This window comes from Pseudomonas sp. GM24, from assembly GCF_000282235.1.
Lineage (GTDB): Bacteria > Pseudomonadota > Gammaproteobacteria > Pseudomonadales > Pseudomonadaceae > Aquipseudomonas.
The window spans coordinates 205-23,378 of the sequence record NZ_AKJR01000072.1 but is presented as its reverse complement, the minus strand read 5'-3'; the positions used below and the strand labels follow the sequence as shown (position 1 = coordinate 23,378).

Below are 23,174 nucleotides of genomic sequence, written 5' to 3'. Positions count from 1 at the left end.
TTCGACTCGATATTTCAGGTCGGTGTACCTCGTCCAGACACCTCGGTCAGTCCCCTCTCCCTCCGGGAGAGGGCTAGGGTGAGGGCTATTGACGGAACGGCGCGAAATTCACATTAGTCCCCGCCGGGCGCATGTCCTGCAGATACGAATCCTTGTCCGCACTCAATTCCAGGCTCAATGCCGCTTTACGCTTGCCTTCGTTGCGAATCACCAGCCCTTCAAGCTTTTCACGCAGGAACACCGTCGGCACTTTCAGGTGCAGCAGTTCGTCAGTGGCCGGCGTGTGCATCAGCAAGTGAATCCACTCGTACTGACCGATGGCCAAACGCGACACTGGCAGGTCGAACCACCAGATGTTGCGGTTACGGTTCAGTTCGGCGAAATGGCAGTTGTTGGTGCCGAGCACGGCACCGCCCAGTTCCTTGTTGCGTCGGGCGATGGCCTGCGTTTTATCGAGTTTCATAACATTCCTGCGGGATCAGTTCCTGGCGCTTGGCGCCCATATGTTGCGCATTCTCGGGGCTACGCACGCAAACATAAAGCCCAACCTGCACGCCACGACGAAATGAACCCCTGAAAATAAATGAAACTTGGCGCAAACCCGGCCAGTCAATCATTACGTACTGACTTTTCCCCCTAATTGCACCAAGGAGAAACACCATGAGTAGCACAGGCGATAAAGTAAAAGGCATGGCCAACGAAGCGGTCGGCAACGTTAAGCAAGGCGTCGGTAAAGCCACCGACAACAGCAAGCTGCAGGCCGAAGGCAAGATTCAAGAGAAAAAAGGTGAGGCCCAGCAAGCGGTCGGCAAAGCCAAGGACGCGGTCAAAAAAGGCGTCGACAAGGCGTAATTCAGCCTTGAACGAAAGACAAGAACGGCCATCCAAGGATGGCCGTTTTTGTGTCGAAATTCTGCAGAGACCCGGCAAGGTTCGCCAAACAGGCTACCTTGATGTAAAAAACGGCCCCTGAGTCGCCACGACTTCAACCTGTATTGCGGCGAAAGGAGACGCGAATGATTTTTCCGGACATGAAAGGTCTGCCCCTGCACCGGGTGATGGTGCGCACGGTCACTGAATTCGTCGACGACGAGATGTCGACCTACGCCTCGGCACTGGCCTACCAGATGCTGTTCTCGCTGTTCCCGTTCATTCTGTTTCTGATTGCCCTGATCGGTTTCCTGCACCTGCCGGACTTCTTCTCCTGGCTGCGCCTGCAATCGGAACTGGTCCTGCCGCCACAGGCGCTGGAGCAGGTCAACCCGGTGATCGACCAGTTGCAGCAGTCCAAGGGTGGCTTGCTTTCAGTCGGTATCGTTATCGCCCTGTACACCGCTTCCGCGGGCGTGCGCTTGATGATGAGCGCGATGAACGCCGCGTACGACGTGGTCGAGGGCCGGCCGATCTGGAAGCGTTTTCCGCTGTCGATTGTCTACACCGTCGGCATTGCCGGCATGCTGCTGGTGGCCGCCGCGCTGATGGTGCTCGGGCCGCAAGTGATGGGCTGGATCGCCGCGCAGGTGGGTCTGGAAGACTTCATCGTCACCGTGTGGACGATTGCGCGCTGGCCGGTGATCGTGATTCTGATGATGGTCGCCGTGGCACTGATCTACTACGTCATGCCCGACGTCAAACAGGAGTTCCGCTTCATCACCCCCGGTTCGGTGCTGGCCGTGGTGGTGTGGATCATCGCCTCGTTGGGGTTCGCGTTCTACGTGAAAACCTTCGCCAACTACAACGCGATGTATGGCAGCATCGGGGCGATCATCGTGCTGTTGCTGTATTTCTACATTTCCGCGGCGGTGCTGTTGCTTGGCGCCGAGATGAATGCGGTGATCGAGCACATGTCCAGCGAGGGCAAGGATGCGGGTGAGAAAGTCCCCGGCGAACTCGATGAACATCCCAAACAACACGTCTCGGGCCTGGGCCGCGATCATTCGCTCAAGCCGGACACTGACGAAGTCTGATCATGATTCGTGAAATTCTGAAAATGGGCGACGAGCGCCTGCTGCGTATCGCCCCGCCCGTGCCGGCCGAGATGTTCGACAGCCCTGAGCTGTGGCAACTGATCGACGACATGTTCCAGACCATGGAAAGCGTCGGTGGTGTCGGCCTGGCTGCGCCGCAGATCGGTGTCGATCTGCAACTGGTGATCTTTGGTTTCGAACACAGCGAACGTTACCCGGACGCTGAAGCGGTGCCGCAGACGATCCTGATCAATCCACTGATCACACCGTTGAGTCCGCTGACGGAAGAGGGCTTTGAAGGCTGTCTGTCGGTACCGGGGTTGCGCGGTGCGGTGGATCGTTATCAGCAGATTCGCTATGAAGGGTTTGATCCGAAGGGCGAGCCGATTGTGCGCACTGCGTCGGGCTTCCACGCACGGGTTGTGCAGCACGAATGCGATCACCTGATCGGTCGGTTGTACCCGTCGCGGATCACCGACTTCACTAAGTTCGGTTTTACCGAAGTGATGTTCCCGGACCTCGATCCCACAGCAGACGACTAATCCCCGAGAACACCACAACCCCCTTGTAGGAGTGAGCCTGCTCGCGATAGCGGTATGTCAGTCACCGAAAATGTCACTGACATACCGCTATCGCGAGCAGGCTCACTCCTACAGGGTTTTGCATCAGATTGACGGTCTCAGCTCCATCGCAATCATCGGCTTGCTCCGCGCATACCGGCTCAAGCGCTCCGCCATCGCCTGGGGCAGCGCCGGGTCGAAGGTGAACCCGCGCCGCTCATAAAACTCACGCAGATCCGGATGGCAGAACAGCCACACCGGCTCGCTCACATTCTGCACCGCCGCCGCGATCAACTGTGCGGCAATCCCCTGCTCACGACATCCCGGATCAACAAAAAGCCCGGTCAACCAGTGCCCGCCCGCGACCGGCCGCAAGCACAGCGCGGCAACAATTTCTCCCCGTCGCGCGACCCACAGCTGCGCATCGCGAACAGCTTTCATCGACGATTGATGGCTGCGGTAAAACTTGTTCATCAACGGCCATAACGACTCGTCGAGCAGGCTGTATTGGGTGTCGGGCATGGGATCGGACTGTCGGCGCTGAAAGCGGCGATTATAAAAGAACGCACGCAACAGGATAGGTGTATACCTGAGCCTACATCCCCTGTGAGTGGAGTACGCATCATGTCCAAAGGTATGGATTCAAAGAAAGCCGCGAAGAAGAAACCGGCCAAGACCGCGATTGAAAAACGCGCAGAGAAGAAAGCCAAAAAGGTCGACATCTTCGGTCACTGATCACGCCTTTCCGGAGCCCGGTTCTCGGGCTCCTGCCTGAACCCGAAAATAATCTGCAAGATTGCGCAGCGTCGTTGCACAGAAGGGCAAGAATCCCGTTCCGAGCAATGCCATGCCCCATTACTTCGACGCCGCCCATCGTCAGCAGATCGAAACCCTGCGCCAACGCTTTACCGCCCGCACCGAATGGCCGACCTGGCTGTTGCTGATCGGCGTCTATGGCGGCTGGTTTGCCATTGTTCTCAATAGTCACTGGCTCGGTCGTGGCTTGAGCACGCTGTTGCTGATCCCGTTGCTGGTGCTGTGGCTGTCGTTGCAGCACGAGTTGCTGCACGGGCATCCGACGCGCTGGGTGCGCTTCAACAAGATCCTTGGCTACGCGCCGTTTGCCGTGTGGTATCCGTACACGCTGTATCGCGACAGCCATTTGCTGCATCACCGCGATGATGATCTCACCGTGCCCGGCGTCGATCCGGAAAGCCGCTATCTGACCCGCGTTGGCTGGCAGCGCAGTTCGCTGTTCGAGCGCAGCTTGCATTGGTTGAACAAAACCGTGCTCGGACGCTTCCTGGTTGGCGCCCCGCTGGCGCTGCTAGCGTTGGCCAAAGAACAGTTGCAGCGGCTGAAAAACGGCGAGCGCCAAGCCTGGTTGATGTGGTTGACTCATGGTGCGTTTACATTATTGATGCTGTGGTTTGTCGCCCGTGTCAGCGCGCTGCCGGTCTGGCATTACCTGCTGCTGATCAGCGTACCGGCGCTGTCGATCGCGATGATCCGCTCCTACTATGAACACCGTCCCCACGCACAACCCGAACAGCGCACGGTGTTGAACGAAGCGGCTTGGCCGTGGCGCTGGTTATTTCTGAATCTGAATTTTCATCTGGTGCATCACGACTTGCCCAAGCTTGCGTGGTACGACTTGCCCAAGGTTTACCGGATGCATCGCGAGCAATGGATCGCGCGCAGTGGCGGGTTTCTCGTGCGCGGGTATGGCGAGTTCTGGCGACGCCATGTTTTGAAGCCAATCGACAGCCCCGAGCATCCTTACCACTAACCCAAGAACACCACAAAACCCTGTAGGAGTGAGCCTGCTCGCGATAGCGGTGTGTCAGGCGCCGAAGATGTCACTGATGCACCGCTATCGCGAGCAGGCTCGCTCCCCCATTGGCTATTTGTAACTCGGAAAATATGTGTATGGCTCAACACCACACCGAACTCCTGATGTACGTCGCCACCGAGCCAATCCGCGCGGCGAATGAGCGCTGGAGTGCGCGCATCCTTGAGCTGCTTGGCCACACTCGCCTGAGCGCTGAAGGCCTGTCGTTGCCCGAACTCTGGTTATCACCCGATCTGCTGCTCACGCAAACCTGCGGCTATCCGCTGATGACCGCTTTGCGCGGACAAGTGCGCATCGTCGGACGTCCTCGCTACGAACTTCCCGACGCCAGCGCCGGCTACCATTGCAGCCTGATCCTCAGCCGCGCTGATGACCCACGCCAAATCCTCGCGGAGTTCCGCGACAGTCGCGGGGTGATCAACAGCGCGGATTCCAACAGTGGCATGAACCTGTTGCGTCAGCGCCTGGCGCCGTTGCATCAGGACGGACAATTCTTCGCCTCGGTCGGCATCAGCGGCGGCCATCGCGAGAGCCTGCGCTGGCTGCGCGAACACCGCGCTGATCTGGCTGCCATCGACAGCGTTACCTACGCCTACCTGGCGCAGCATGCGCCGCAAGAGGTCAGCGCCTTGCGGGTGATTGCGCGCAGCGCCCTGAGCCCGACCCTGCCGTTCATTACCGTCGCCAGCGCCACGGACGAGCAGGTTGAGACGTTGCGGCGGATGATGAATCTGACTTTGCGCGAACTGCCCGAGGTCGCGCAGACCTTGGGGTTGCCTGAGGTGCTTGCTGCCAGCGAAAGCGATTATCAGATCCTGCTCGACTATCAACGTGAGGCTGAAGAATGGGGCTATAGCCACTTACGCTAAAAGATCGCAGCCTTCGGCAGTTCCTACATCGAATGCGTACACCTGTAGGAGCTGCCGAAGGCTGCGATCTTTAGTTTTTATATTCTCGAATGGAATATAAAAATGAAATTTAAATATTATTAAAGAATAAGGCGCCTTGCTACGATCGCGCCACCGGAACACCGGACATTCAGCGACCCCTCATCAAGGAGCCCCTATGTCCGGCGCCGACCTTTCCCATCGTCACACCGTGGACGGCCTGTTTCGCGCCCACTATCGCTGGCTCTGTGCTTATCTGCGCCGTTATCTGCATGACGCGGCCAGCAGCGAAGACATCGCCGCCGAAACCTTCGCCCAATTGCTCGATGCCCCGGCACTGACGGCCATTCGTGAACCTCGCGCCTTGCTGACGACCATCGCCCAGCGTCTGCTGTATCAGCGCTGGCGACGTGCTGATCTGGAGCGTCGTCATCGCCAGTCAATCGACATTGATTACGCCGCCTCGCCTGAAGAATTCGTCCAGCAATCGCAAACGCTCACTCGACTCGACCACAGCTTGCAGCGCTTGCCCGGCAAAGTCCGCGCGACGTTTCTGCTCGCCCGCATCGACGGCCTGACCTACCCGCAAATCGCCACCGAACTGGGCATCTCCCAGCGCTCGGTCAGCGTTTACATGAACCGTTCCCAAGCGTTGTGCGATCGCCACAGCGCCAACCAATTCCTGCAAGACAAGAGGTCCGCATGAGATCGATCAAAACCCTGCTCGGCACGTCGTTGCTGGCTCTGAGCCTCAGCGTTGGTGCTGTTTCGGCTACGGAAAAAACCACGCCGATCCACTTCGGCGACATCACCTGGGAGAGCGGCAGTTTCATCACCGAAGTGCTGCGCCTGATCGTTGAAAAAGGCTATGGCTACCCGACCGACACGTTGCCCGGCAGTACGGTCAGCCTTGAGGCCGCATTGGCGAAAAACGATATCCAGGTGATTGGCGAAGAATGGGCCGGGCGTAGTCCGGCGTGGGTCAAGGCGGCCGCCGAAGGCAAGGTGTTCGGTTTGGGCGATACGGTCAAAGGCGCCACCGAAGGCTGGTGGGTACCTGAGTATGTGATCAAGGGCGACCCTGAGCGCGGGATCAAAGCGTTGGCGCCGGAGTTGAAGTCGGTGGCGGATCTGCCGCGCTACAAAGACGTGTTCCGCGACCCGGAAGATCCGTCGCGTGGGCGCTTCCTCAACAGCCCGACCGGCTGGACCTCGGAGATCGTCAACAGCCAGAAGCTCAAGGCTTATGCGCTAAATGACAGCTTCGTCAACTTCCGCACCGGTTCCGGCGCGGCGCTGGATGCCGAGGTGGCATCGTCGATCAAACGGGGCAAACCGGTGTTGTTCTACTACTGGTCACCGACGCCGCTGCTTGGCCGATTCAAACTGGTCAAACTGGAGGAACCGCCATTCGATGCCGAGGCCTGGAAGACCCTGGCCGATGCCAACAATCCCAACCCCAAGGGCACCCGCTCAATGCCGGCGAGCCTGGCGATTGGCGTATCGGCGCCGTTCAAGGCGCAGTATCCGGAGTTGGTGACGTTTTTTGAAAAGGTTGATTTGCCGATCGATCTGTTGAATCAGACCCTGGCCGGGATGAGTGAAAAACGTTTGCAGCCGAGGGTGGTGGCGCAGGCGTTTTTGCGTGATCAACCGCAGGTCTGGAAGCCTTGGGTGCCTGCAGAGGTGGCGACCAAGGTGACTGGAAGTCTGTAAGTCGTTTCTGTCGTTTTTGTAGTGTTTGTAATGGCCTCATCGCTGGCAAGCCAGCTCCCACAGGAATTGCGCTGATTTCCACAGGAATTGCGCTGATTTGCCACAGGAATTGCGCTGATTTGCAGAAGGAATTGCGCTGATTTGCAGAAGCAATTGCGCTGATTTGCAGAAGCGCAGAATCCTGTTTGCAGAAGCGCAGAATCCTGTGGGAGCTGGCTTGCCAGCGAAAGCGTCTGCCCCGCCAGCAATTCTTCCCGCGCTGAACCGTTTCTTGTGCAAAAAGTGCCAGATACTGGCCGACTAGTGGCCTTGCGCAGGTCTTTGCACTGGCTATGCTTCCCGTAACTAACTATGTCGACCGTCATGTCAAAACTTGCCGGACGCACAGCGTTAGTCCGTGAATTCATGCTGCCAGAGTGCGCAACCCAAGGCACCGACACTGAACCAACAAGGAGCGTCGCTTACATGGAAGTTCTTCAACGCGTTAGGGCTGGCCCGCGTGCGGGCTATCAAGAGAAGGATGTCTTGATTAGAGCGTCGCTGCATGGACGCTCCGATTGATCATCATTTATCACCTGACAACTTCCTCCCGTGGAGGAATGCGTGTGCCTGTTCTGTGGAACGTAGTGGTGGATCGTGAAAGAACTGAACTTTCATCAAATCAAAAGTCCGCGCGGAAGGTGATACAACCATGTTCAACCTACATCACAAGGCTGACCTGCAGGAAATCGAGCGCTTCAGCTGCGCCCTGACCGAGGCCAACGCCAAGTTGGCGGCGATCAGCCGCTCGATGGCAATGATCGAGTTCAGCCCTGACGGCATCGTTCTGGATGCCAATGAAAACTTCTGCAAGACCATGGGCTACAGCGCCGATGAAGTGCGTGGCAAACATCATCGGGTGTTTTGTGAAGAGGCTTTCTATCGCAGCGAGGAGTACGCCAAATTATGGCGTGACCTGGCTCGCGGTGAGCCGATCAGCGGCACTTTCCTGCGCTTGAACAAGGCCGGCAGGGAAGTCTGGCTCGAAGCCAGTTACATGCCGGTGTATGGCCCGGACAAGCAAGTCCACAGCGTGATCAAAGTGGCTGCCGACATCACCGCTCGGGTGAATAAAGAGCACGAAGAAGAAAGCATGCTGGCGGCGATCAGCCGTTCCATGGCGGTGATCGAGTTCACCCCGGAAGGCAATGTCATTGCCGCCAACGACAACTTCCTCAAGACCATGCAGTACTCGCTCAACGAAATCGTCGGTCATCACCACAGCCTGTTCTGCCATCGTGCCGAAGCCGAGTCTGCGCAGTACAAGGCATTCTGGGCCTCGCTCAACCGTGGCGAATATCACTCGCACCGTTTCGAGCGCAAGAACAAGTCGGGGCAGATGGTTTATCTCGAAGCCTCGTACAACCCGTTATTCGATGCCAAAGGCCGCCTGTACAAAGTGGTGAAGTTCGCCAGCGACATCACCCATCAGATGACCACCTTGCAGAACGCCGCCGAATCGGCCCACAGCACCTCGGTACAAAACGACGCCTGCGCGCAAAAAGGCTCACAGGTCGTACAGCAAACCGTGCAGATCATTCAGGACATTTCCCGCGATCTCAACGAAGCCGCCGCCAGTATCGATGCGGTGAGCAAACAGTCGGACATCATCGGCACCATCGTTCAGACCATTCGCGGCATTGCCGATCAGACCAACTTGCTGGCGCTCAACGCGGCAATTGAAGCGGCGCGGGCCGGGGAGCATGGGCGCGGATTTGCGGTAGTGGCGGATGAGGTGCGTAGCCTCGCGGCGCGCACCAGTCAGGCGACGCTGGAGATTGTCGAGGTAGTGCGCAAAAACCATGACCTGTCGCTGAGTGCGGTGTCGAGTATGCAATCAAGTCTGAGCCGCACCGGGCTCGGGGTTGAGCTGGCGAATGAGGCGGGGGAGGTGATTCTGGAAATTCAGCAGGGCTCGCGGCATGTGGTGGATGCGATCAGTCAGTTCAATGAAACCCTGCAATTGAACTGATTCCACAAAGTGGCCTGTAGGAGCTGTCGAGTGGAACGAGGCTGCGATCTTTTGATTCGTTGTTGGAAGCAAGATCAAAAGATCGCAGCCTTCGGCAGCTCCTACAGGGATACCGTGCGGTAGCCTGGAATCCGTGGTCTCAGAGCGCAGCGAGAAACTTGCCCGCCTGCTTGTCGCTGTCCTTCACATCGTTGTCTTTCTCCGCCTGCGCCAACTTCATCTTGTCCTGCAAGCGCTCGGCGATCTCTTTGCCGATGGCCAGTTGTTTCTCCGGCGGCATGGCTTTGATGTCGTCTTCGGTCAGCCCCATCGACTGCAGGATACTGTCGCGCAGACGCTGTTCCGGCGTCTTGCTCATGTAATCCTTGAACTCGTCGGTGGCGGACTTTGCCGAGGTTGTGGTGGCATCGGTGGCTTGCAGGTTGACGCGGGTCTTGGCGAACGCTTCGTCGACGTTGTCGCTGATGCGCGTGGCTTCGCTGACTTGCTGAGTGGCAATCTGCGTGGCCGAGTCCTGCACCTTGGCGGTGGCTTCGGCGGTTTGCGCCTGGGTCTGGTTTTGCAGGGTTTGCAGCATGGCGCCGTGCAGACCACCCTGCAGACCGGCCGCAGCAGTGGACGTCGCATCGTCATTCAGCGCTTTGGGCAGATGAATGATTTGCTGTTGTTTGGCACTGATCAACATGATGTGTGGACCTGAAGGTAATTGCTGACTGGCGTATCGGAGCAATTACCGTGCCTTCTAAGTAAGTCCTTTTATTTCAACAAGTTGACCATTGGCCAGGTGTGCGTGGCGGTCATCCCTTGCCGATAAGCGGCAGAGGATGACCGTTGCCACCCTCAGCGATGGGCAATGTTCTCCAGCGCCAGATTGCGTGTACGCGGGCCGAACCAGCCGATGGTTACCATCACGATCAGCATGCTGCTGACGATGAATGCCAATACCCCCGGCGTACCGAAGTTGTCGAGAAACAGGCCGATCAACAGACTGCTGAACACCGTCGACAAACGACTGAACGAATAGCAGAAACCCACAGCGCGGGCGCGGATGTTGGTCGGGAACAGTTCGCTCTGGTACGAGTGATAACTGAAGCTCAACCAGGCATTGCAGAAGGTGATCATCACCCCGCAGAAGATCAGCCCGAACGCGCTGGTCTGCAGGGCGAACAGGGTGCCAAAGGTCATCGCGCCGAGGGCCGAGCCGACGATCTGCCATTTGTTTTCGAAACGATTGGCGAACTTCACGAACAGCAGCGGCCCGAGCGGGTAGGCGAGGGTGATGATGAACGCATACATCAAACTGTGGGTGACACTGACACCCTGACCGGACAGCAGCGCCGGCAGCCAGTTGCCGAAACCGAAGAACCCAATGGCCTGGAAGATGTGGAAGACAATCAGCATCAACGCGCGGCGGCGATACGGCGGCTGCCAGATGTCGGCGAAGCGACCCTTGCCTTCGACGTCGACCGGAACGGTTTCCGGCGTATCCAGCGGTTTACCGTGATCCTTCTCGCATCGTGCTTCGATGCCATCGAGAATCCGCTTGGCTTCATCAAAGCGGCCATGTTGCGCGAGCCAGCGCGGCGATTCCGGCAGACGCTTGCGCAGCCACCAGATAAACAGCGCAAACACCGCGCTCGCCAACACCACCCAACGCCAGCCGGACACGCCGAATGGCGCCTGCGGCACCAGCCACCATGACATCAACGCCACCGCGGGCACCGACAGAAACTGCACGAAAAACGCAAAAGCAAATGCCGAACTGCGCATGCGTTTGGGCACCAGTTCCGAGAGGTAAGCGTCGATGGTCACCAGCTCGATACCCAAACCGATGCCAACCAGAAAGCGCATGCAAATGATGCCCAGCGCCGAGCTCTGAATGCCCATCAACACCGTCGCCACCGTGTACCAGACCAGCGCGAAGGTGAAGATCGCGCGACGACCAAAACGATCAGCCAAAGGGCTGAGCAGGCTGGCGCCGAGGAACAGGCCGAGGAACGTCGCCGAGGCGAACGCCGCCTGATCGGAGAAGCCGAACACGCCCTGATTACCAGTGGCGAAGATGCCATCGCGGATCAGACCGGGGCTGATGTAGGCGGTCTGAAACAGATCGTAGAGTTCGAAGAAACCACCGATTGACAGCAGCGCCACCAAGCGCCAAATCGTCGCGACCGCCGGAAGGCGATCGATGCGGGCGGACACCTGAGCGGCGCGGATCGGGTCGATGCCGTCGCTTTGCGCGGCGGCGGAGGCGTGAGCAGTCATGGGGCTGATCCATTTTTTATTGATGGAAAAGCTTAGCCTGCTATCGGAGTTAACGGATTGTGAATATCGGCGGTTTAACCGGGTAAACCGCTGATTCCTTGCAATATCTGTTTACGAATTAACGATTTATGCCGCAGCCGCCGAATCTGGCAACGCCGAGGCCGGCAAGCCGAAGATCCGGTCGAACAGCCAGTTGAAGGCAAACGTGTAGCACGGGATGAAAATAATCAACGCCAGATCCAGCAGAAACGCCTGCACCAGACTGATGTTCATCCACCAGGCGATCAACGGAATCAGGAACACGACCAGCGTCAGTTGAAAGCCGATCGCGTGGGCGATGCGGCGTTTCACCGTGCGGATGCGCGATTGCTGGCGGCTTTCCCAGTGCTCGAACAGCGAGGTGTAGATGAAGTTCCAGGTCACGGCGATGGTGGTGATGATCACCGCCAGCGGCCCGGTGCTGCCCGGGGAGGTGCCGGACAACAGCGCCAGACCAAGGGCGGAGAAGGTCATGCCGATCACTTCGTAGAGCGACACATAGACCAGTTTGCGTTTGACGCCTTGCATGGGGATTTGCCTCTTTCTTGCCGTTTGTTGGCCAGCGGGACTGGCGAAGGCGGCGAAAGATAGCTTCAATAGGGCTGACAGAAAAAGTCAGCTACTTTCAGTTCTATTGATAGGTGTTCAGGGTGAATTTCAACAGCGACAGTATCGAGCTGTTTCTTGCGGTGATTGAGCGCGGCTCGTTTTCAGCGGCGGCTCGCGCATTAGGTCGGGTGCCTTCCGCCGTCAGCATGAGCATTGGCAACCTTGAAGCCGAACTGGGTTATCTGCTGTTCGACCGCAGCCATCGCGAACCGCAACCCACGGCGATGGCGTTGTCGCTGGTGCCACACGCGCGGCTGATTGCCGAGCAGCTCAAGCAACTGCAAGTGCACGCGGTGGAGTTGTCGTTGGGACTGGAGTGCAAGTTGTCGATCGGCGTGGTCGCGGACATCGACCGCCGTCGTTTGCTGGCGGCAATCAAGGAGATCGCCGAGCGGCATCCGCTGTTGGATATCGAAGTGCTGACCGCGCCGCAAGATGACGTGCTGGCGATGCTGCACAGCGGCCGGGTCAGCGTGTGCCTGGCGTTCGCCGGGCTGAGCATGAATGTGCTGGAGCGTTTTCAGTTTGTCGGCAGCGAGCGGATGATCGCCACGCTGGCGGCGGACAGCCCGTTGTTGCAGGGGCAGGATGTGTTTCTTGAAGATCTGGTGCATGTGCGGCAGATCATCGTCGCCAGTCGCGACTTGCCGATCAGTGAGACGCGACCGTTGGTGGCGGAGTCGTATTGGCGCACGGACAGCCTTGAGACGGCGATGGAAATGGTCGAGGCGGGATTGGGTTGGGGTAACTTTCCGCTGTCGGTGGTGCAGCCGCGGATCGACTCCGGGCGACTGAAACGGCTGAATTTTCGCAACATCGAAAACGGTCTGGTGATGCCGGTGCATGCGGTGTGGCTCAAGAGCCAGCCATTGCAGAAGGGCGCGCATGCCCTCGTCGAATTGTTGGGCGGTTGATCGTTCCCACGCTATGCGTGGGAATGCAGCCCGGGACGCTCTGCGTCCCATCAAAAGCCGAACGCGGAGCGTCCGTTGAGGCATTCCCACGCAGAGCGTGGGAACGATCGGTGAAGGGTTGTGTTTCAACTCAGCGTTTGTGAAGGGTCAGGTGCTTTCGCGGATCTTCAGTTCAAAGCCCATGTCTTCAACCGGGCGCGCGACGCTGTTACCGGCCATCAACGTCAGCATCTGCTCCGCCGCGCGCCGGCCAATCGCTTCACGCGGGGTATTGATGCTGCTCAAGCGCGGCACCATGTGTTCGGACATCGGCAAGTCGTTGAAACCAAGAATCGCCACTTGCTCAGGAATCTTGATGCCATTGCGTAATGCTTCGAGCAAAGCGCCCTGGGCCAAATCGTCGTTACCAAAGAAGATCGCATCGACATCCGGGTGCGCCGCGAGCAACTGCAAAAACAGTTCCCCGCCCAAGCCCACCGATGAAGAGCGAGGCGTCAGCACTTCCAGATCCGGGTCATAACGCCCGGCCTTCTGCAACGCTTTGCGAAAGCCTTCGCCACGCAACAACGTGCGCTGATCGAGTTGCGCGCCAATGTAAGCCAGACGTTTGCGCCCACGGGAGAGCAAATGCTCGGCCGCCGTTTCACCGGCACTCAGTTGCGAAAATCCGACGCAATTCACCCCGGCGGCGCTGTCCAGTTCCATCATGTACACGCAGGGAATGTTGCTCGCCTCGATCATCCGTCGCGAACTTTCGGTGCGGTCAAACCCGGTCAACAAGAAACCGCGCGGCTGATAGGCCATGTAGTTGCGCAGCAGGTTTTCTTCTTCATCGCGTGAATAGTGGAAGTTGCCGATCAGCACTTCGAAGCCTTTGGGCGTGAGCACCCGATGAATGGCTTCCAGCGTGTCGATAAACAAAAGGTTGGACAGCGACGGTACCAACACCACCACCGAATGGCTCTGCGCCGAGGCTAAAGCGCGGGCGGCCGGGTTGACCACATAGTTGAGTTCGAGGGCGGCTTTCTGCACTTTTTCCACCAGTTCGGTGGCCACGGTGCTGACCCCGCGCAAGGCGCGAGAAGCGGTAATCGGGCTGACACCGGCGAGGCGGGCAACTTCATTGAGGGTGGGACGGCCGGTGGTGCGGGTATTTTTATCGTTTTTAGGGGTGGTCATCGACGGCTTGCCAAACAAAAATCAAGGCACTAAGGTAGCGCTGTCCTGATGCAGCTGTAAATGCGTAAGCGAGGTCCTGCCTGATCTTCGCTTTTTGGTGTTGGGAACAAACCTGCTGCAACCCAAAAAAACGACAAGAAGGCGTCGGCAACTTCTGCCTGTGCACTAGAGTCATAGCTAGCAAAGGTAGCGCTGTCTGCGCGCTGAGGTGTTATATGAGTCATCCCATCACCGCCCTGGTCATCATGGGCGTTGCCGGTTGCGGCAAGACGTGCGTCAGCGAGGCCCTGTGCCAATTGAGCGGCGCCACTGCCATTGAAGGCGATACTTTCCATCCGGCCGCGAACATCGAAAAGATGAGCGCGGGGATCCCCCTGAACGACGACGACCGTGCCGGCTGGCTCGACAGCCTGTGCGATGAACTGCGTCGCGTCGATGCATCGGGCAAACGTCCGGTGCTGACCTGCTCGGCCCTTAAACACAGTTATCGCGAAGTGTTGCGCAGTGCCTTGCCGGGCCTGGGCTTCGTGTTTCTCGAATTGACCCCTGAAGTTGCCGCTGAGCGTGTGTCCCATCGTCCGGGCCACTTCATGCCGGCCACGCTGATCGAAAGCCAGTTCGCCACCCTCGAGTCGCCCAAGGGCGAACCGTTGACGTTGGCCCTGAATGCCTCGATCCACAGCGTTGAAGAACTGGCGTCCCAGGCTCACGTCTGGTGGCAGGCCCACGGTCTGAAACAGGCGGTATGAGTGTGTTGAAAGAGATAGCGCTGTCCTCCCGACTTCTGTTTAACCCGCTTTAATAACAACAACAATCCAGGAGACACCCCCAATGTTTGGCATGTCCCACGACGCCTACCTGCTGCTCGATGCAGTGGTCACGGTAATCGGCCTGATTATCCTGATCACCAAATTCAAGATTCACCCATTTATCTCCCTGACCATCGCTGCTGCGTTCCTCGGTCTGACCTCCGGCATGCCGATCGGCACCATCATCAAGGCGTTCCAGGACGGCTTCGGTGGCGTCCTCGGTTTCGTCGGTATCATCCTTGCGCTGGGCACCATGCTCGGCAAAATGATGGCCGAGTCGGGCGGAGCGGATCAAATCGCCCAGACCCTGATCCGTGCGTTCGGCAAAGACAAAGTCCAGTGGGCGATGATGTTCGCCGCGTTCCTGGTGGGCATTCCGCTGTTCTTCGAAATCGGTTTTGTCCTGCTGATTCCGCTGGTGTTCATCGTTGCGCGTCGCACCGGTGTGTCGATCATCAAGATCGGTATTCCGCTGCTCGCCGGCCTGTCCGCCGTGCACGGTCTGGTGCCGCCGCACCCGGGCCCGCTGCTGGCCATCGGCGTGTTCGGTGCTGACATCGGCAAGACCATTCTTTACGGTCTGATCGTTGCGCTGCCGACGGCAATCATTGCCGGTCCGATCTTCGGTACGTTCATCGCCAAGCACATTCCGGGTCACCCGAATCAGGAACTGGTCGATCAACTGGCCCGTGAAAATGACGACTCGACCAAGCTGCCAAGCTTCAGCATCACCCTGATCACCGTGCTGTTGCCGGTGTTCCTGATGCTGCTGAAAACCTTCGCTGACGTGGCGTTGCCGGACGGTCACTTCTTCCGCACCTGGATGGACATGATCGGTCACCCGATCTCGGCACTGCTGCTGGCGTTGCTGTTGTCGCTGTACACCTTCGGGCACAAGCAGGGCATCGGTTCCCAGCAAATGCTCAAGTGGCTCGACGCAAGCCTGGCGCCAACCGCGGCGATCATCCTGATCATCGGTGCTGGTGGCGGCTTCAAGCAGATGCTGGTCACCAGCGGTGTCGGCGACGTGATCGGCCACATGGCCGTTAGTGCGCAGATCTCGCCGATCCTGCTGGCGTGGCTGGTGGCAGCGGTGATTCGTATCGCGACCGGTTCGGCCACAGTGGCGACCATTACCGGCGCGGGCATTGTGGTGCCGGTGGTGGGGATGATTCCGGGTGTGAACCGTGAGCTGCTGGTACTCGCTACCGGTGCCGGTTCGTTGATTCTGTCGCACGTGAACGACGCCGGTTTCTGGCTGGTGAAGCAGTACTTCAACATGACCGTGGCCGAGACGTTCAAGACCTGGACGGCGATGGAAACCATCCTGTCCATCGTCGCGTTGGGCTTTATCCTGCTGTTGTCGCTGTTCGTTTAAGCGGCTTCTCGCAGACACAAAAAAACCGCAGCGATGCGGTTTTTTTGTGGGTGATCGTTCCCACGCTCTGCGTGGGAATGCCTCAATGGACGCTCTGCGTCCGCTTTGGGACGCGGAGCGTCCCGGGCTGCCTTCCCACGCGGAGCGTGGGAACGATCAGATAGGTGTCAGGCAGTGGTTTTCGGGGCCAGGCCATCCGCCCGGAACATCCCGCGAATCCCGCGCACCGCCTGACGAATCCGGTCCTGGTTTTCGATCAGCGCAAAGCGCACGTGATCATCGCCATACTCACCAAATCCAACCCCCGGCGAGACGCAAACTTTAGCCTCGGCCAGCAATTTCTTGGCGAATTCCAGCGAACCCAGATGCGCGTACTGCTCGGGAATCTTCGCCCAGACATACATCGACGCCTTCGGGTTCTCGACCATCCAGCCCAGTTCATGCAGACCTTTGACCAGTACGTTGCGACGCTGGCGATACTGCTCGGCGATGTCGCGCACGCATTGCTGATCGCCTTCCAGCGCAGCAATCGCCGCCACCTGCAGCGGAGTGAAAGTGCCGTAGTCGTGGTAGCTCTTGATCCGCGCCAGCGCGTTGACCAGTTCCGGGTTGCCGACCATGAAACCGATGCGCCAGCCGGCCATGTTGTAGCTCTTGGACAGGGTGAAAAACTCCACCGCGATGTCCTTGGCGCCCGGTACTTGCATGATCGACGGGGCTTTCCAGCCGTCGTAGACGATGTCGGCGTAAGCCAGATCGTGAATCACCAGTACGTCGTATTGCTTGGCGAGGGCGATCACCCGTTCGAAGAAATCCAGCTCCACGCACTGCGCGGTCGGGTTCGACGGGAAGCCGAGGATCATCATTTTCGGCTTCGGAATCGAACCGCGAATGGCCCGTTCCAGTTCATCGAAGAAGTCCACGCCCGGCACCAGCGGCACCGAACGCACCTGGGCGCCGGCTATCACCGCACCGTAGATGTGAATCGGGTAACTCGGGTTCGGCACCAGTACGGTGTCGCCCTGATCGAGGGTCGCCAGCATCAAATGCGCCAGGCCTTCCTTGGAACCGATGGTGACAATGGCTTCGCTTTCCGGGTCGATATCGACCTCGTAGCGCTGCTTGTACCAGTTGGAAATCGCCCGGCGCAGGCGTGGAATGCCCTTGGATGTGGAGTAACCGTGGGTGTCTTCGCGTTGCGCAACTTGCACGAGTTTTTCGACAATGTGCGGCGGCGTGGCGCCGTCGGGGTTGCCCATGCTCAAGTCGATGATGTCTTCACCACGACGACGCGCGGCCATCTTCAGCTCGGCGGTGATGTTGAAAACGTAAGGGGGGAGTCGATCTATGCGCGCAAAGCGGCGCGGCGAACCTTGTTCAGCCATTGTTGCCTCGGATAACGTAAGCGCCCGGAACCGTCCGAGCGACGCTGGTCACTGCGGTGACCTGTGGCGGAAGATAAGGTCAGTGATGGCATACTGTCCAGCCCGTTTGTAAACAATTTTGTCCCAAGGAAATCGGTAGATGGAATTCACCAGCGGCTTCTTGCTGAGCCTTTCGCTGTGCCTGGATATCGGCGTGGCCAACATCGCGATGATCACCCTGGCGATGCAGCGCGGTTACTTTCAGGGCTTCGCGCTGGGCCTCGGTACCTGTGTCGGCGACCTGATTTACGCGGTGCTGGCGCTGGCCGGCATGACGGTTTTGCTGCAATACGAAACAGTGCGCTGGGTGCTGTGGATTGGTGGTTCGGCGCTGCTGATCTACTTTGCAGCGAAGATGATTTACTCGGCGATTCACCACGAGGCGCAGTTGGCGGCCACGGCGGAAGTGGGGCAGAACTCCCATCGCAAGGAGTTCTTCCGGGGCATTTTTCTCGCGATGTCGTCGCCGAGCGCGATTCTCTGGTTCGCTGCTGTTGGCGGTACGTTGATCGCCCGTTCCGGTGGCGGTGGGCCGGTGAGTTCGGCGCTGTTCCTTGGCGGATTCCTTTGCGCCGGGCTGCTGTGGTCGGCGGGTTTATGCTTTGCCGCGAGCCATGGTGGCAAGCTGTTGGGCGATAAGCTGTTGCGCTATTCCTACTTGGCATCTGCAGCGATCTTCTGCTATTTCGCGGTGTACGTGATCGTATCTGGCTATAACGAATTTGTCGGTTCCGGCGCCGTCGAGCAGTTGCACGCGCTGTAAACGTGCGAATCGGCTTTGGCTTTCTATACTCCCAGCCGAACCCCTCTTTTGTTCCAGGAGTCGAGTCATGGATGAGCAAAAACGCGTCGAAGTGGCTGAACCTCGCTTCGAACATGGACACTTCCTGCTGATTGCAGGTTTTCGCGGTCGATTTACCCAAGACACAGCCAAAGACATTCCGGCGCTGTGGGAAAAGTTCTTGCCGCACCTGGGAAAGATCCAAGGGCAAAAGAACGAAGTGACCTACGGTGTTTGCTGCAATTTCGACGGCAAGGGTGGCTTCGATTACATCGCCGGGGTGGAAATCAGCAAGCTTGATGACCTCGATCAGAAGGTCTATCAGTGGGTGGAAGTGCTGCCCCGGCAATACGCGGTGTTCGAGCACAAGGGACCGCTCGATCAATTGCCGCAAACCCTGCAATACATCTACAAAACCTGGTTGCCGAGCTCTCACTACGTGGAGCTCAACGCCCCGGAACTCGAGCGTTACAGCGCCGACTTCAACCCGAAGGAGCACACCGGCAAACTGGAAATCTGCGTGCCTGTCGATACCAAGGTTTGAGCGGACAAGCATGAGGCGGATCCATGTCCGCCTCATGCTTTCAACGCTGTTTACGTCGCGCCCGCAACAGGTCGATGCCCAAGGTGATAAAGCCGAAAGTACTGATGCCCAACACCATCAACAGGCCGATTTCAACGCTGCTCATAAGCGGTTTCCCCCAAGGGTGATCAGAGACACACCGCAGAAATAGCCCGCTCCGACCGCGAAGAAAAGCGCTTATACGCAAGCTTTACGCCGCCCGTGCGCATCGATATGCAGGCCTTATTCCTTTATGCTTTCGGCACTTTCTTCAGCTGATTTCCGAGCCGCCATGAACACCCTCATCCGCAACGTCACCGCCGCCGACCTGGACCGCTGCTACGCCATCGAAACCGTTGCCTATGAAGGCGACGAAGCGGCGACCCGCGAGAAGATCGCCACGCGCATCGCCACCTGGCCGGAAGGCTTCGTGGTGGCCGAAGTGGATGGCGTCGTCGCAGGCTTCATCAATTCCGGCGCGGCGTTTGATGTGCAGATGTCGGACGAGGCGTTCAAGGAACTGATCGGCCACGACCCGAAAGGGCCGAACGTGGTGATCATGTCGGTGGTGGTGCACCCGGATTATCAGGGGCAGGGTTTGGCCAAGCGCTTGATGGGCGAGTTCATCGAGCGTATGCGTGCGATGGAAAAAGCGACGATTCATTTGATGTGCAAGGAAAAGCACATTCCGTTGTATGCCGGGTTTGGCTTTGCCTACATCAAACCGTCGGAGTCCGACCACGGCGGCATGGCGTGGCACGAGATGATCCTCACGCTCTGATTCAATCCCGATACTGATCGTTCCCACGCTCCGCGTGGGAATGCCTCCTGTGACGCTCTGCGTCACGACTTTGGGACGCAGAGCGTCCCCGGCTGCATTTCCACGCAGAGCGTGGGAACGATCATTCACGGGAGGGTCAGTAAAGGGTGTCGCTTACCCGTTTCGGCGCTTCGCGGTCGTAGGTTTCGGCATCGAACTGGCCATCATTCAGGCGCTTGTGGAAGGCGCCAGCAGAGGGCAGGGCTGAGCGCGGCAAGTGCGTTTCCGGGTTCCACGCATCGGAGCGGACGAAGGCTTTTGAGCAATGAAAGAACGCCGCCTCCACTGTCACCAGCAACACCGTTTTCGCCGGTTTGCCATTCACCGCAAAGCTTTCCAGCAACTGTGGATCTGCACTGATCGTCGCTGTGCCATTGACCCGCAACGTTTCACCAATCCCCGGAATGATGAACAGCAACGACACCCGCGAATCCTGCAGCACATTGCGCAAGGTATCGATGCGGTTATTGCCCGGGCGATCCGGCAGCGCGAGCGTGCGCTCATCAATGATCCGCACAAACCCGGCTTTGTCACCGCGCGGCGAATTATCCAGGCCATCGGCGCCCACCGAGCTGACGATCACCAGCGGCGAAACCCGCACCATCGCCTGATAATCCTCGTTGAGAAAACCGATCTGCTTGCGCACCGCCCGCTCGTGGGGCAATCCGTAAATAGCTTCCAGTGCTTCGATTGAATCGATCATCGTGCTTCCCTCGATGACTTAGAAAAACAGCCCCATGCGCCGCTCATAACCGATTCGGCCCTTGTACGCTTCGCCGCTGTCGACGTAACCGTGTTTGGCGTACAGCGCGATCGCCGCGTCGTTATCGGCATCCACTGACAACTCTAACCCTTTGATCTCCGGCCACGCCTGACGCGCAACCTCGGGCAGTGCTTGCAGACACGCCTTGCCGAAACCCTTGCCCTGCGCCCTGCGATCAACCTGCAACGCATGCAAGGTGGCGCTGTGTTCATTGGCCCAGGCCGGCAACACCGGCGGGCGTTTGAGCAGCAGAAACGCCACCGGCACTTCATCCGCCAACAGGGCAAAACCCTTCACGCCGGGGCCGGGCTTCGACAGCAGCGTGTGCAACGCACCATGAATATCGCCAGAGAACTTGATCTGCTCGGCATGGATTTCAATCGCCTCGACTTGCTCACGCTGCAAGGCGTTGAGGCTGTCGTACGGCACGAGTTGGGCTGACACGGGAATTTCCTTTTTCCTACAAAGATGAGCCTCGGATTCTAGCGATTTTGTCTTCTGTAGAATTTTTTTGTTTGCTCTGTCGATCTGCCGGTTCACCAAGCGACTAAGAGTGTCTTCACAACAAAAACCACGGAGAACAGCATGAGCGCACAATCTGAAATCCAGACCCTGATCAACACCTACCGCGAAGCCGTCATGACCAAGGACGTGGAGAAAGTCATGGCGTTGTATGCCGACGACATCGTCTCCTTCGACGCGATCAAGGCCCTGCAATTCAAAGGCAAAGCCGCCTACCGCGCGCACTGGGTCGACTGCATGGAAATGTGCCCCGGCCCGCACATTTTCGAGTTCCACGAAATCGCCATCGAAAGCGCCGACAACATCGCCTTTGCGCACTGGGTGGCCAACTGCGGTGGCACCAATGAGAAAGGCGAAACCCAGAGCTGCTGGATGCGCGTCACCGCCTGCTATCGGCAGGTTGGCGGGGCTTGGAAAATCGTCCACGAACACTGGTCGGCGCCGTTCGATCCGATGAGCGGCGCGACCCTGTTTGATGTGCAGCCCTGATCTTCAGCCATAGTTGAACCGTCCGCTTCAGGAGAACGCCATGAAGTATTTATGCCTGGTCTATAGCGATGAGCACCTGCTGCATTCGTCGCCCGACAGCCCGAAAGACGCTGAGTGCTGGGCGTACGCCGAGTCGATTCAGGGCAGCGGGCGGATGGTTGCTGCCGAGGCGCTGGAGTCGGTGCAGACCGCCACCACGGTGCGCATGCGCAACGGCAAAATGTCGATCACCGACGGCCCGTTCGCCGAAACCAAGGAGCAACTGGCCGGCTTCTACCTGATCGACGCCAAGGACCTCAACGAAGCGCTCCAGGTCGCCGGCAACATTCCGGCGGCGCGGGTCGGCAGCGTTGAAGTACGCCCGGTTCGACAGTTGAATGTCTGAGGTTCGGGCGCGGGTCGAGCAGGTCTATCGCGAAGACTCGCGGCGGATTCTGGCGACACTGATTCGCCTGCTCGGCGATTTCGACCTCGCCGAAGAAGCCTTGCACGAGGCGTTCTTCGTCGCGGTCGAACGCTGGCAGCGCGACGGCGTACCGGACAATCCGCGCACCTGGCTGGTGTCGACCGGGCGCTTCAAGGCGATTGATGTGTTGCGTCGACGTGCACGCTTCAAAGCTTCACAGCCCTTGCTGTTGGCGCAGTTGGAAGAACTCGAGCAGGCCGACTGGAGTGGCGAGGACGTGGAAGACGATCGTCTGCGGCTGATCTTCACCTGTTGTCACCCGGCGCTGGCGGCGGATGCGCAAGTGCCGCTGACCTTGCGCGAAGTCTGCGACCTGACCACCGAGGAAATCGCTCGCGCCTTTCTCTGTGCGCCAGCGGCGATTGCCCAGCGCATCGTGCGGGCGAAAGCCAAGATCCGTGATGCGAAAATCCCTTATCAAGTACCGAGCTTGAGCGAATTGCCCGAACGCCTCGACAGCGTGTTGCGGGTGATTTATCTGGTGTTCAACGAGGGGTATTCGGCGTCGATTGGCGCGGAGTTGATCCGTGAGGATCTGACGCGTGAGGCGATCAGGCTGGGGCGGTTGTTGATGGAGTTGTTGCCGGAGCCGGAGGTCATGGGGTTGTTGGCGATGATGCTGTTGCACGAATCACGGCGACCGGCGCGGACTTCGCCGAGTGGTGAACTGGTGCTGCTGGATGATCAGGATCGTGCCTTGTGGGATGCCGGGTTGATTGCCGAAGGGTGTGCGCTGGTTGAGCGTGCGCTGACCACGCGGCGGTTTGGGCCGTATTGTTTGCAGGCAGCGATCGCGGCGGTGCATGCCGAGGCGCCGTCAGCGGCGGAGACGGATTGGGCGCAGATCGTCGGGCTGTATGACGTACTGCTGCGCGCGGTGCCCTCGCCAGTGATTGAATTGAATCGAGCGGTCGCGGTGGCCAAGCGCGACGGGGCGCTATCCGGGTTGAGTCTGATTGAAGGAATTTTGGCGCGCGGCGAATTGCAGGATTACCACTTGGCGCATTCTGCGCGGGCGGAGTTTTGTCGGCAGTTGGGCCGGGTGGAGGAGGCGCGGGCGGCGTATTTGCGCGCCTTGGAGCTGACCCGGCAAGAGCCGGAGCGGCGGTTTATTGAAGGGCGGCTTTCGGCGCTGGAATTGCCCTCACCCTAGCCCTCTCC

At 58.7% G+C, this 23,174-nt stretch carries 26 protein-coding genes and 1 pseudogene; 18 read left to right on the top strand and 9 right to left on the bottom strand.

The window, feature by feature from the left end; all coding sequences use genetic code 11:
• Positions 1-85: 85 nt before the first annotated feature.
• Positions 86-463 (bottom strand): hypothetical protein, encoded by a 378-nt coding sequence (locus PMI23_RS11230; protein ID WP_007917843.1) that lies wholly within the window; start codon positions 461-463, stop codon positions 86-88.
• A gap of 197 nt (positions 464-660) precedes the next feature.
• On the opposite strand from PMI23_RS11230, the gene PMI23_RS11225 reads away from it, so the two are divergent.
• The 3 genes from PMI23_RS11225 (at position 661) to def (ending at position 2,509) form a co-directional block, all read left to right on the top strand.
• Entirely contained in the window at positions 661-852 is a 192-nt protein-coding gene (locus PMI23_RS11225; protein ID WP_007917841.1) for a CsbD family protein, read from the top strand.
• 164 nt (positions 853-1,016) lie between these two features.
• Positions 1,017-1,967, top strand: coding sequence for a YihY/virulence factor BrkB family protein (locus PMI23_RS11220; RefSeq protein ID WP_007917840.1), 951 nt, complete (start codon positions 1,017-1,019; stop codon positions 1,965-1,967).
• Between the two features lie 2 nt (positions 1,968-1,969).
• The gene (gene def, locus PMI23_RS11215) at positions 1,970-2,509 is read left to right on the top strand and encodes a peptide deformylase (protein WP_007917839.1); all 540 of its coding nucleotides are present in this window, start codon (positions 1,970-1,972) and stop codon (positions 2,507-2,509) included.
• A gap of 123 nt (positions 2,510-2,632) precedes the next feature.
• Here the strand turns inward: def and PMI23_RS11210 are convergent, their stop codons facing one another.
• Positions 2,633-3,049 (bottom strand): GNAT family N-acetyltransferase, encoded by a 417-nt coding sequence (locus PMI23_RS11210; RefSeq protein WP_007917838.1) that lies wholly within the window; start codon positions 3,047-3,049, stop codon positions 2,633-2,635.
• A gap of 325 nt (positions 3,050-3,374) precedes the next feature.
• Between PMI23_RS11210 and PMI23_RS11205 the strand changes: the two genes are divergently transcribed.
• The 6 genes and pseudogenes from PMI23_RS11205 (at position 3,375) to PMI23_RS30280 (ending at position 8,993) form a co-directional block, all read left to right on the top strand.
• Positions 3,375-4,316 (top strand): fatty acid desaturase, encoded by a 942-nt coding sequence (locus PMI23_RS11205; protein ID WP_007917835.1) that lies wholly within the window; start codon positions 3,375-3,377, stop codon positions 4,314-4,316.
• A 140-nt stretch (positions 4,317-4,456) separates the two neighbouring features.
• A complete protein-coding gene (locus PMI23_RS11200; RefSeq protein ID WP_007917825.1) occupies positions 4,457-5,248 on the top strand; it encodes a phosphate/phosphite/phosphonate ABC transporter substrate-binding protein in 792 nt (263 codons plus the stop codon).
• A 196-nt stretch (positions 5,249-5,444) separates the two neighbouring features.
• Positions 5,445-5,972, top strand: coding sequence for a sigma-70 family RNA polymerase sigma factor (locus tag PMI23_RS11195; protein ID WP_007917824.1), 528 nt, complete (start codon positions 5,445-5,447; stop codon positions 5,970-5,972).
• Positions 5,969-6,982 (top strand): ABC transporter substrate-binding protein, encoded by a 1,014-nt coding sequence (locus tag PMI23_RS11190; RefSeq protein ID WP_007917822.1) that lies wholly within the window; start codon positions 5,969-5,971, stop codon positions 6,980-6,982. The genes PMI23_RS11195 and PMI23_RS11190 overlap by 4 nt, the downstream gene beginning before the upstream one ends.
• A gap of 691 nt (positions 6,983-7,673) precedes the next feature.
• Positions 7,674-8,450 (top strand): annotated as a pseudogene (locus PMI23_RS30285) (PAS domain-containing protein); the annotation flags it as partial.
• 3 nt (positions 8,451-8,453) lie between these two features.
• Positions 8,454-8,993: a methyl-accepting chemotaxis protein gene (locus PMI23_RS30280; RefSeq protein WP_225919999.1), complete on the top strand. Its 540-nt coding sequence runs from the start codon at positions 8,454-8,456 to the stop codon at positions 8,991-8,993.
• 139 nt (positions 8,994-9,132) lie between these two features.
• Here PMI23_RS30280 and PMI23_RS11180 read toward each other — a convergent pair whose 3' ends face one another.
• The 3 genes from PMI23_RS11180 to PMI23_RS11170 all read right to left on the bottom strand — a co-directional run bounded on the left by PMI23_RS11180 (position 9,133) and on the right by PMI23_RS11170 (position 11,825).
• Positions 9,133-9,678, bottom strand: coding sequence for a hypothetical protein (locus PMI23_RS11180; RefSeq protein ID WP_007917816.1), 546 nt, complete (start codon positions 9,676-9,678; stop codon positions 9,133-9,135).
• A gap of 155 nt (positions 9,679-9,833) precedes the next feature.
• Positions 9,834-11,258 (bottom strand): MFS transporter, encoded by a 1,425-nt coding sequence (locus PMI23_RS11175; protein ID WP_007917814.1) that lies wholly within the window; start codon positions 11,256-11,258, stop codon positions 9,834-9,836.
• Between the two features lie 126 nt (positions 11,259-11,384).
• On the bottom strand, positions 11,385-11,825 hold the full coding sequence (locus PMI23_RS11170) for a PACE efflux transporter (RefSeq protein WP_007917813.1): 441 nt from the start codon (positions 11,823-11,825) through the stop codon (positions 11,385-11,387).
• Between the two features lie 122 nt (positions 11,826-11,947).
• On the opposite strand from PMI23_RS11170, the gene PMI23_RS11165 reads away from it, so the two are divergent.
• Entirely contained in the window at positions 11,948-12,820 is an 873-nt protein-coding gene (locus PMI23_RS11165; RefSeq protein WP_007917806.1) for a LysR family transcriptional regulator, read from the top strand.
• A 147-nt stretch (positions 12,821-12,967) separates the two neighbouring features.
• On the opposite strand, the gene PMI23_RS11160 is transcribed toward PMI23_RS11165, so the two are convergent.
• Positions 12,968-13,999 carry a LacI family DNA-binding transcriptional regulator gene (locus tag PMI23_RS11160; RefSeq protein ID WP_007917805.1) on the bottom strand — a complete coding sequence of 344 codons (1,032 nt, stop codon included), beginning with the start codon at positions 13,997-13,999 and terminating at the stop codon, positions 12,968-12,970.
• A 215-nt stretch (positions 14,000-14,214) separates the two neighbouring features.
• On the opposite strand from PMI23_RS11160, the gene PMI23_RS11155 reads away from it, so the two are divergent.
• A complete protein-coding gene (locus PMI23_RS11155) occupies positions 14,215-14,748 on the top strand; it encodes a gluconokinase (protein WP_007917804.1) in 534 nt (177 codons plus the stop codon).
• A gap of 82 nt (positions 14,749-14,830) precedes the next feature.
• Positions 14,831-16,186: a GntP family permease gene (locus PMI23_RS11150; protein ID WP_007917803.1), complete on the top strand. Its 1,356-nt coding sequence runs from the start codon at positions 14,831-14,833 to the stop codon at positions 16,184-16,186.
• 167 nt (positions 16,187-16,353) lie between these two features.
• Here the strand turns inward: PMI23_RS11150 and alaC are convergent, their stop codons facing one another.
• A complete protein-coding gene (gene alaC, locus PMI23_RS11145) occupies positions 16,354-17,571 on the bottom strand; it encodes an alanine transaminase (RefSeq protein WP_007917802.1) in 1,218 nt (405 codons plus the stop codon).
• A 139-nt stretch (positions 17,572-17,710) separates the two neighbouring features.
• Here alaC and PMI23_RS11140 point away from each other — a divergent pair, with 139 nt between their 5' ends.
• The 3 genes from PMI23_RS11140 to PMI23_RS11130 all read left to right on the top strand — a co-directional run bounded on the left by PMI23_RS11140 (position 17,711) and on the right by PMI23_RS11130 (position 19,734).
• Positions 17,711-18,373, top strand: a complete 663-nt coding sequence (locus tag PMI23_RS11140; RefSeq protein ID WP_007917797.1) for a LysE family translocator — start codon at positions 17,711-17,713, stop codon at positions 18,371-18,373.
• Positions 18,374-18,440: 67 nt separating this feature from the next.
• Positions 18,441-18,935: a GyrI-like domain-containing protein gene (locus tag PMI23_RS11135; protein WP_007917791.1), complete on the top strand. Its 495-nt coding sequence runs from the start codon at positions 18,441-18,443 to the stop codon at positions 18,933-18,935.
• Positions 18,936-19,245: 310 nt separating this feature from the next.
• A complete protein-coding gene (locus PMI23_RS11130; protein WP_007917788.1) occupies positions 19,246-19,734 on the top strand; it encodes a GNAT family N-acetyltransferase in 489 nt (162 codons plus the stop codon).
• Positions 19,735-19,870: 136 nt separating this feature from the next.
• Here the strand turns inward: PMI23_RS11130 and PMI23_RS11125 are convergent, their stop codons facing one another.
• Positions 19,871-20,476 carry a pyridoxamine 5'-phosphate oxidase family protein gene (locus PMI23_RS11125; RefSeq protein WP_007917786.1) on the bottom strand — a complete coding sequence of 202 codons (606 nt, stop codon included), beginning with the start codon at positions 20,474-20,476 and terminating at the stop codon, positions 19,871-19,873.
• An 18-nt stretch (positions 20,477-20,494) separates the two neighbouring features.
• A complete protein-coding gene (locus PMI23_RS11120) occupies positions 20,495-20,980 on the bottom strand; it encodes a GNAT family N-acetyltransferase (protein ID WP_007917784.1) in 486 nt (161 codons plus the stop codon).
• A 141-nt stretch (positions 20,981-21,121) separates the two neighbouring features.
• Between PMI23_RS11120 and PMI23_RS11115 the strand changes: the two genes are divergently transcribed.
• The 3 genes from PMI23_RS11115 to PMI23_RS11105 are packed head-to-tail and all read left to right on the top strand — an operon-like array spanning position 21,122 to position 23,166.
• Entirely contained in the window at positions 21,122-21,547 is a 426-nt protein-coding gene (locus tag PMI23_RS11115; RefSeq protein WP_007917780.1) for a YybH family protein, read from the top strand.
• Between the two features lie 40 nt (positions 21,548-21,587).
• Positions 21,588-21,932, top strand: a complete 345-nt coding sequence (locus PMI23_RS11110) for a YciI family protein (RefSeq protein ID WP_007917779.1) — start codon at positions 21,588-21,590, stop codon at positions 21,930-21,932.
• Positions 21,925-23,166: an RNA polymerase sigma factor gene (locus tag PMI23_RS11105; protein WP_007917778.1), complete on the top strand. Its 1,242-nt coding sequence runs from the start codon at positions 21,925-21,927 to the stop codon at positions 23,164-23,166. Before PMI23_RS11110 ends, PMI23_RS11105 begins: the two co-directional genes overlap by 8 nt.
• Positions 23,167-23,174: the final 8 nt, after the last annotated feature.

What these genes read in the sequence shown, in the direction of transcription:
- PMI23_RS11170 (WP_007917813.1), bottom strand. Translation starts at nt 11,825, where the DNA reads ATGCAAGGCGTCAAACGCAAACTGGTCTATGTGTCGCTCTACGAAGTG.
- PMI23_RS11135 (WP_007917791.1), top strand. Translation starts at nt 18,441, where the DNA reads ATGGATGAGCAAAAACGCGTCGAAGTGGCTGAACCTCGCTTCGAACAT.
- PMI23_RS11125 (WP_007917786.1), bottom strand. Translation starts at nt 20,476, where the DNA reads ATGATCGATTCAATCGAAGCACTGGAAGCTATTTACGGATTGCCCCAC.
- PMI23_RS11195 (WP_007917824.1), top strand. Translation starts at nt 5,445, where the DNA reads ATGTCCGGCGCCGACCTTTCCCATCGTCACACCGTGGACGGCCTGTTT.
- def (WP_007917839.1), top strand. Translation starts at nt 1,970, where the DNA reads ATGATTCGTGAAATTCTGAAAATGGGCGACGAGCGCCTGCTGCGTATC.
- PMI23_RS11160 (WP_007917805.1), bottom strand. Translation starts at nt 13,999, where the DNA reads ATGACCACCCCTAAAAACGATAAAAATACCCGCACCACCGGCCGTCCC.
- PMI23_RS11130 (WP_007917788.1), top strand. Translation starts at nt 19,246, where the DNA reads ATGAACACCCTCATCCGCAACGTCACCGCCGCCGACCTGGACCGCTGC.
- PMI23_RS11150 (WP_007917803.1), top strand. Translation starts at nt 14,831, where the DNA reads ATGTTTGGCATGTCCCACGACGCCTACCTGCTGCTCGATGCAGTGGTC.
- PMI23_RS11105 (WP_007917778.1), top strand. Translation starts at nt 21,925, where the DNA reads ATGTCTGAGGTTCGGGCGCGGGTCGAGCAGGTCTATCGCGAAGACTCG.
- PMI23_RS11205 (WP_007917835.1), top strand. Translation starts at nt 3,375, where the DNA reads ATGCCCCATTACTTCGACGCCGCCCATCGTCAGCAGATCGAAACCCTG.
- PMI23_RS11180 (WP_007917816.1), bottom strand. Translation starts at nt 9,678, where the DNA reads ATGTTGATCAGTGCCAAACAACAGCAAATCATTCATCTGCCCAAAGCG.
- PMI23_RS11110 (WP_007917779.1), top strand. Translation starts at nt 21,588, where the DNA reads ATGAAGTATTTATGCCTGGTCTATAGCGATGAGCACCTGCTGCATTCG.
- PMI23_RS11115 (WP_007917780.1), top strand. Translation starts at nt 21,122, where the DNA reads ATGAGCGCACAATCTGAAATCCAGACCCTGATCAACACCTACCGCGAA.
- PMI23_RS11210 (WP_007917838.1), bottom strand. Translation starts at nt 3,049, where the DNA reads ATGCCCGACACCCAATACAGCCTGCTCGACGAGTCGTTATGGCCGTTG.
- alaC (WP_007917802.1), bottom strand. Translation starts at nt 17,571, where the DNA reads ATGGCTGAACAAGGTTCGCCGCGCCGCTTTGCGCGCATAGATCGACTC.
- PMI23_RS11155 (WP_007917804.1), top strand. Translation starts at nt 14,215, where the DNA reads ATGAGTCATCCCATCACCGCCCTGGTCATCATGGGCGTTGCCGGTTGC.
- PMI23_RS11230 (WP_007917843.1), bottom strand. Translation starts at nt 463, where the DNA reads ATGAAACTCGATAAAACGCAGGCCATCGCCCGACGCAACAAGGAACTG.
- PMI23_RS11225 (WP_007917841.1), top strand. Translation starts at nt 661, where the DNA reads ATGAGTAGCACAGGCGATAAAGTAAAAGGCATGGCCAACGAAGCGGTC.
- PMI23_RS11200 (WP_007917825.1), top strand. Translation starts at nt 4,457, where the DNA reads ATGGCTCAACACCACACCGAACTCCTGATGTACGTCGCCACCGAGCCA.
- PMI23_RS11175 (WP_007917814.1), bottom strand. Translation starts at nt 11,258, where the DNA reads ATGACTGCTCACGCCTCCGCCGCCGCGCAAAGCGACGGCATCGACCCG.
- PMI23_RS11190 (WP_007917822.1), top strand. Translation starts at nt 5,969, where the DNA reads ATGAGATCGATCAAAACCCTGCTCGGCACGTCGTTGCTGGCTCTGAGC.
- PMI23_RS30280 (WP_225919999.1), top strand. Translation starts at nt 8,454, where the DNA reads ATGACCACCTTGCAGAACGCCGCCGAATCGGCCCACAGCACCTCGGTA.
- PMI23_RS11140 (WP_007917797.1), top strand. Translation starts at nt 17,711, where the DNA reads ATGGAATTCACCAGCGGCTTCTTGCTGAGCCTTTCGCTGTGCCTGGAT.
- PMI23_RS11220 (WP_007917840.1), top strand. Translation starts at nt 1,017, where the DNA reads ATGATTTTTCCGGACATGAAAGGTCTGCCCCTGCACCGGGTGATGGTG.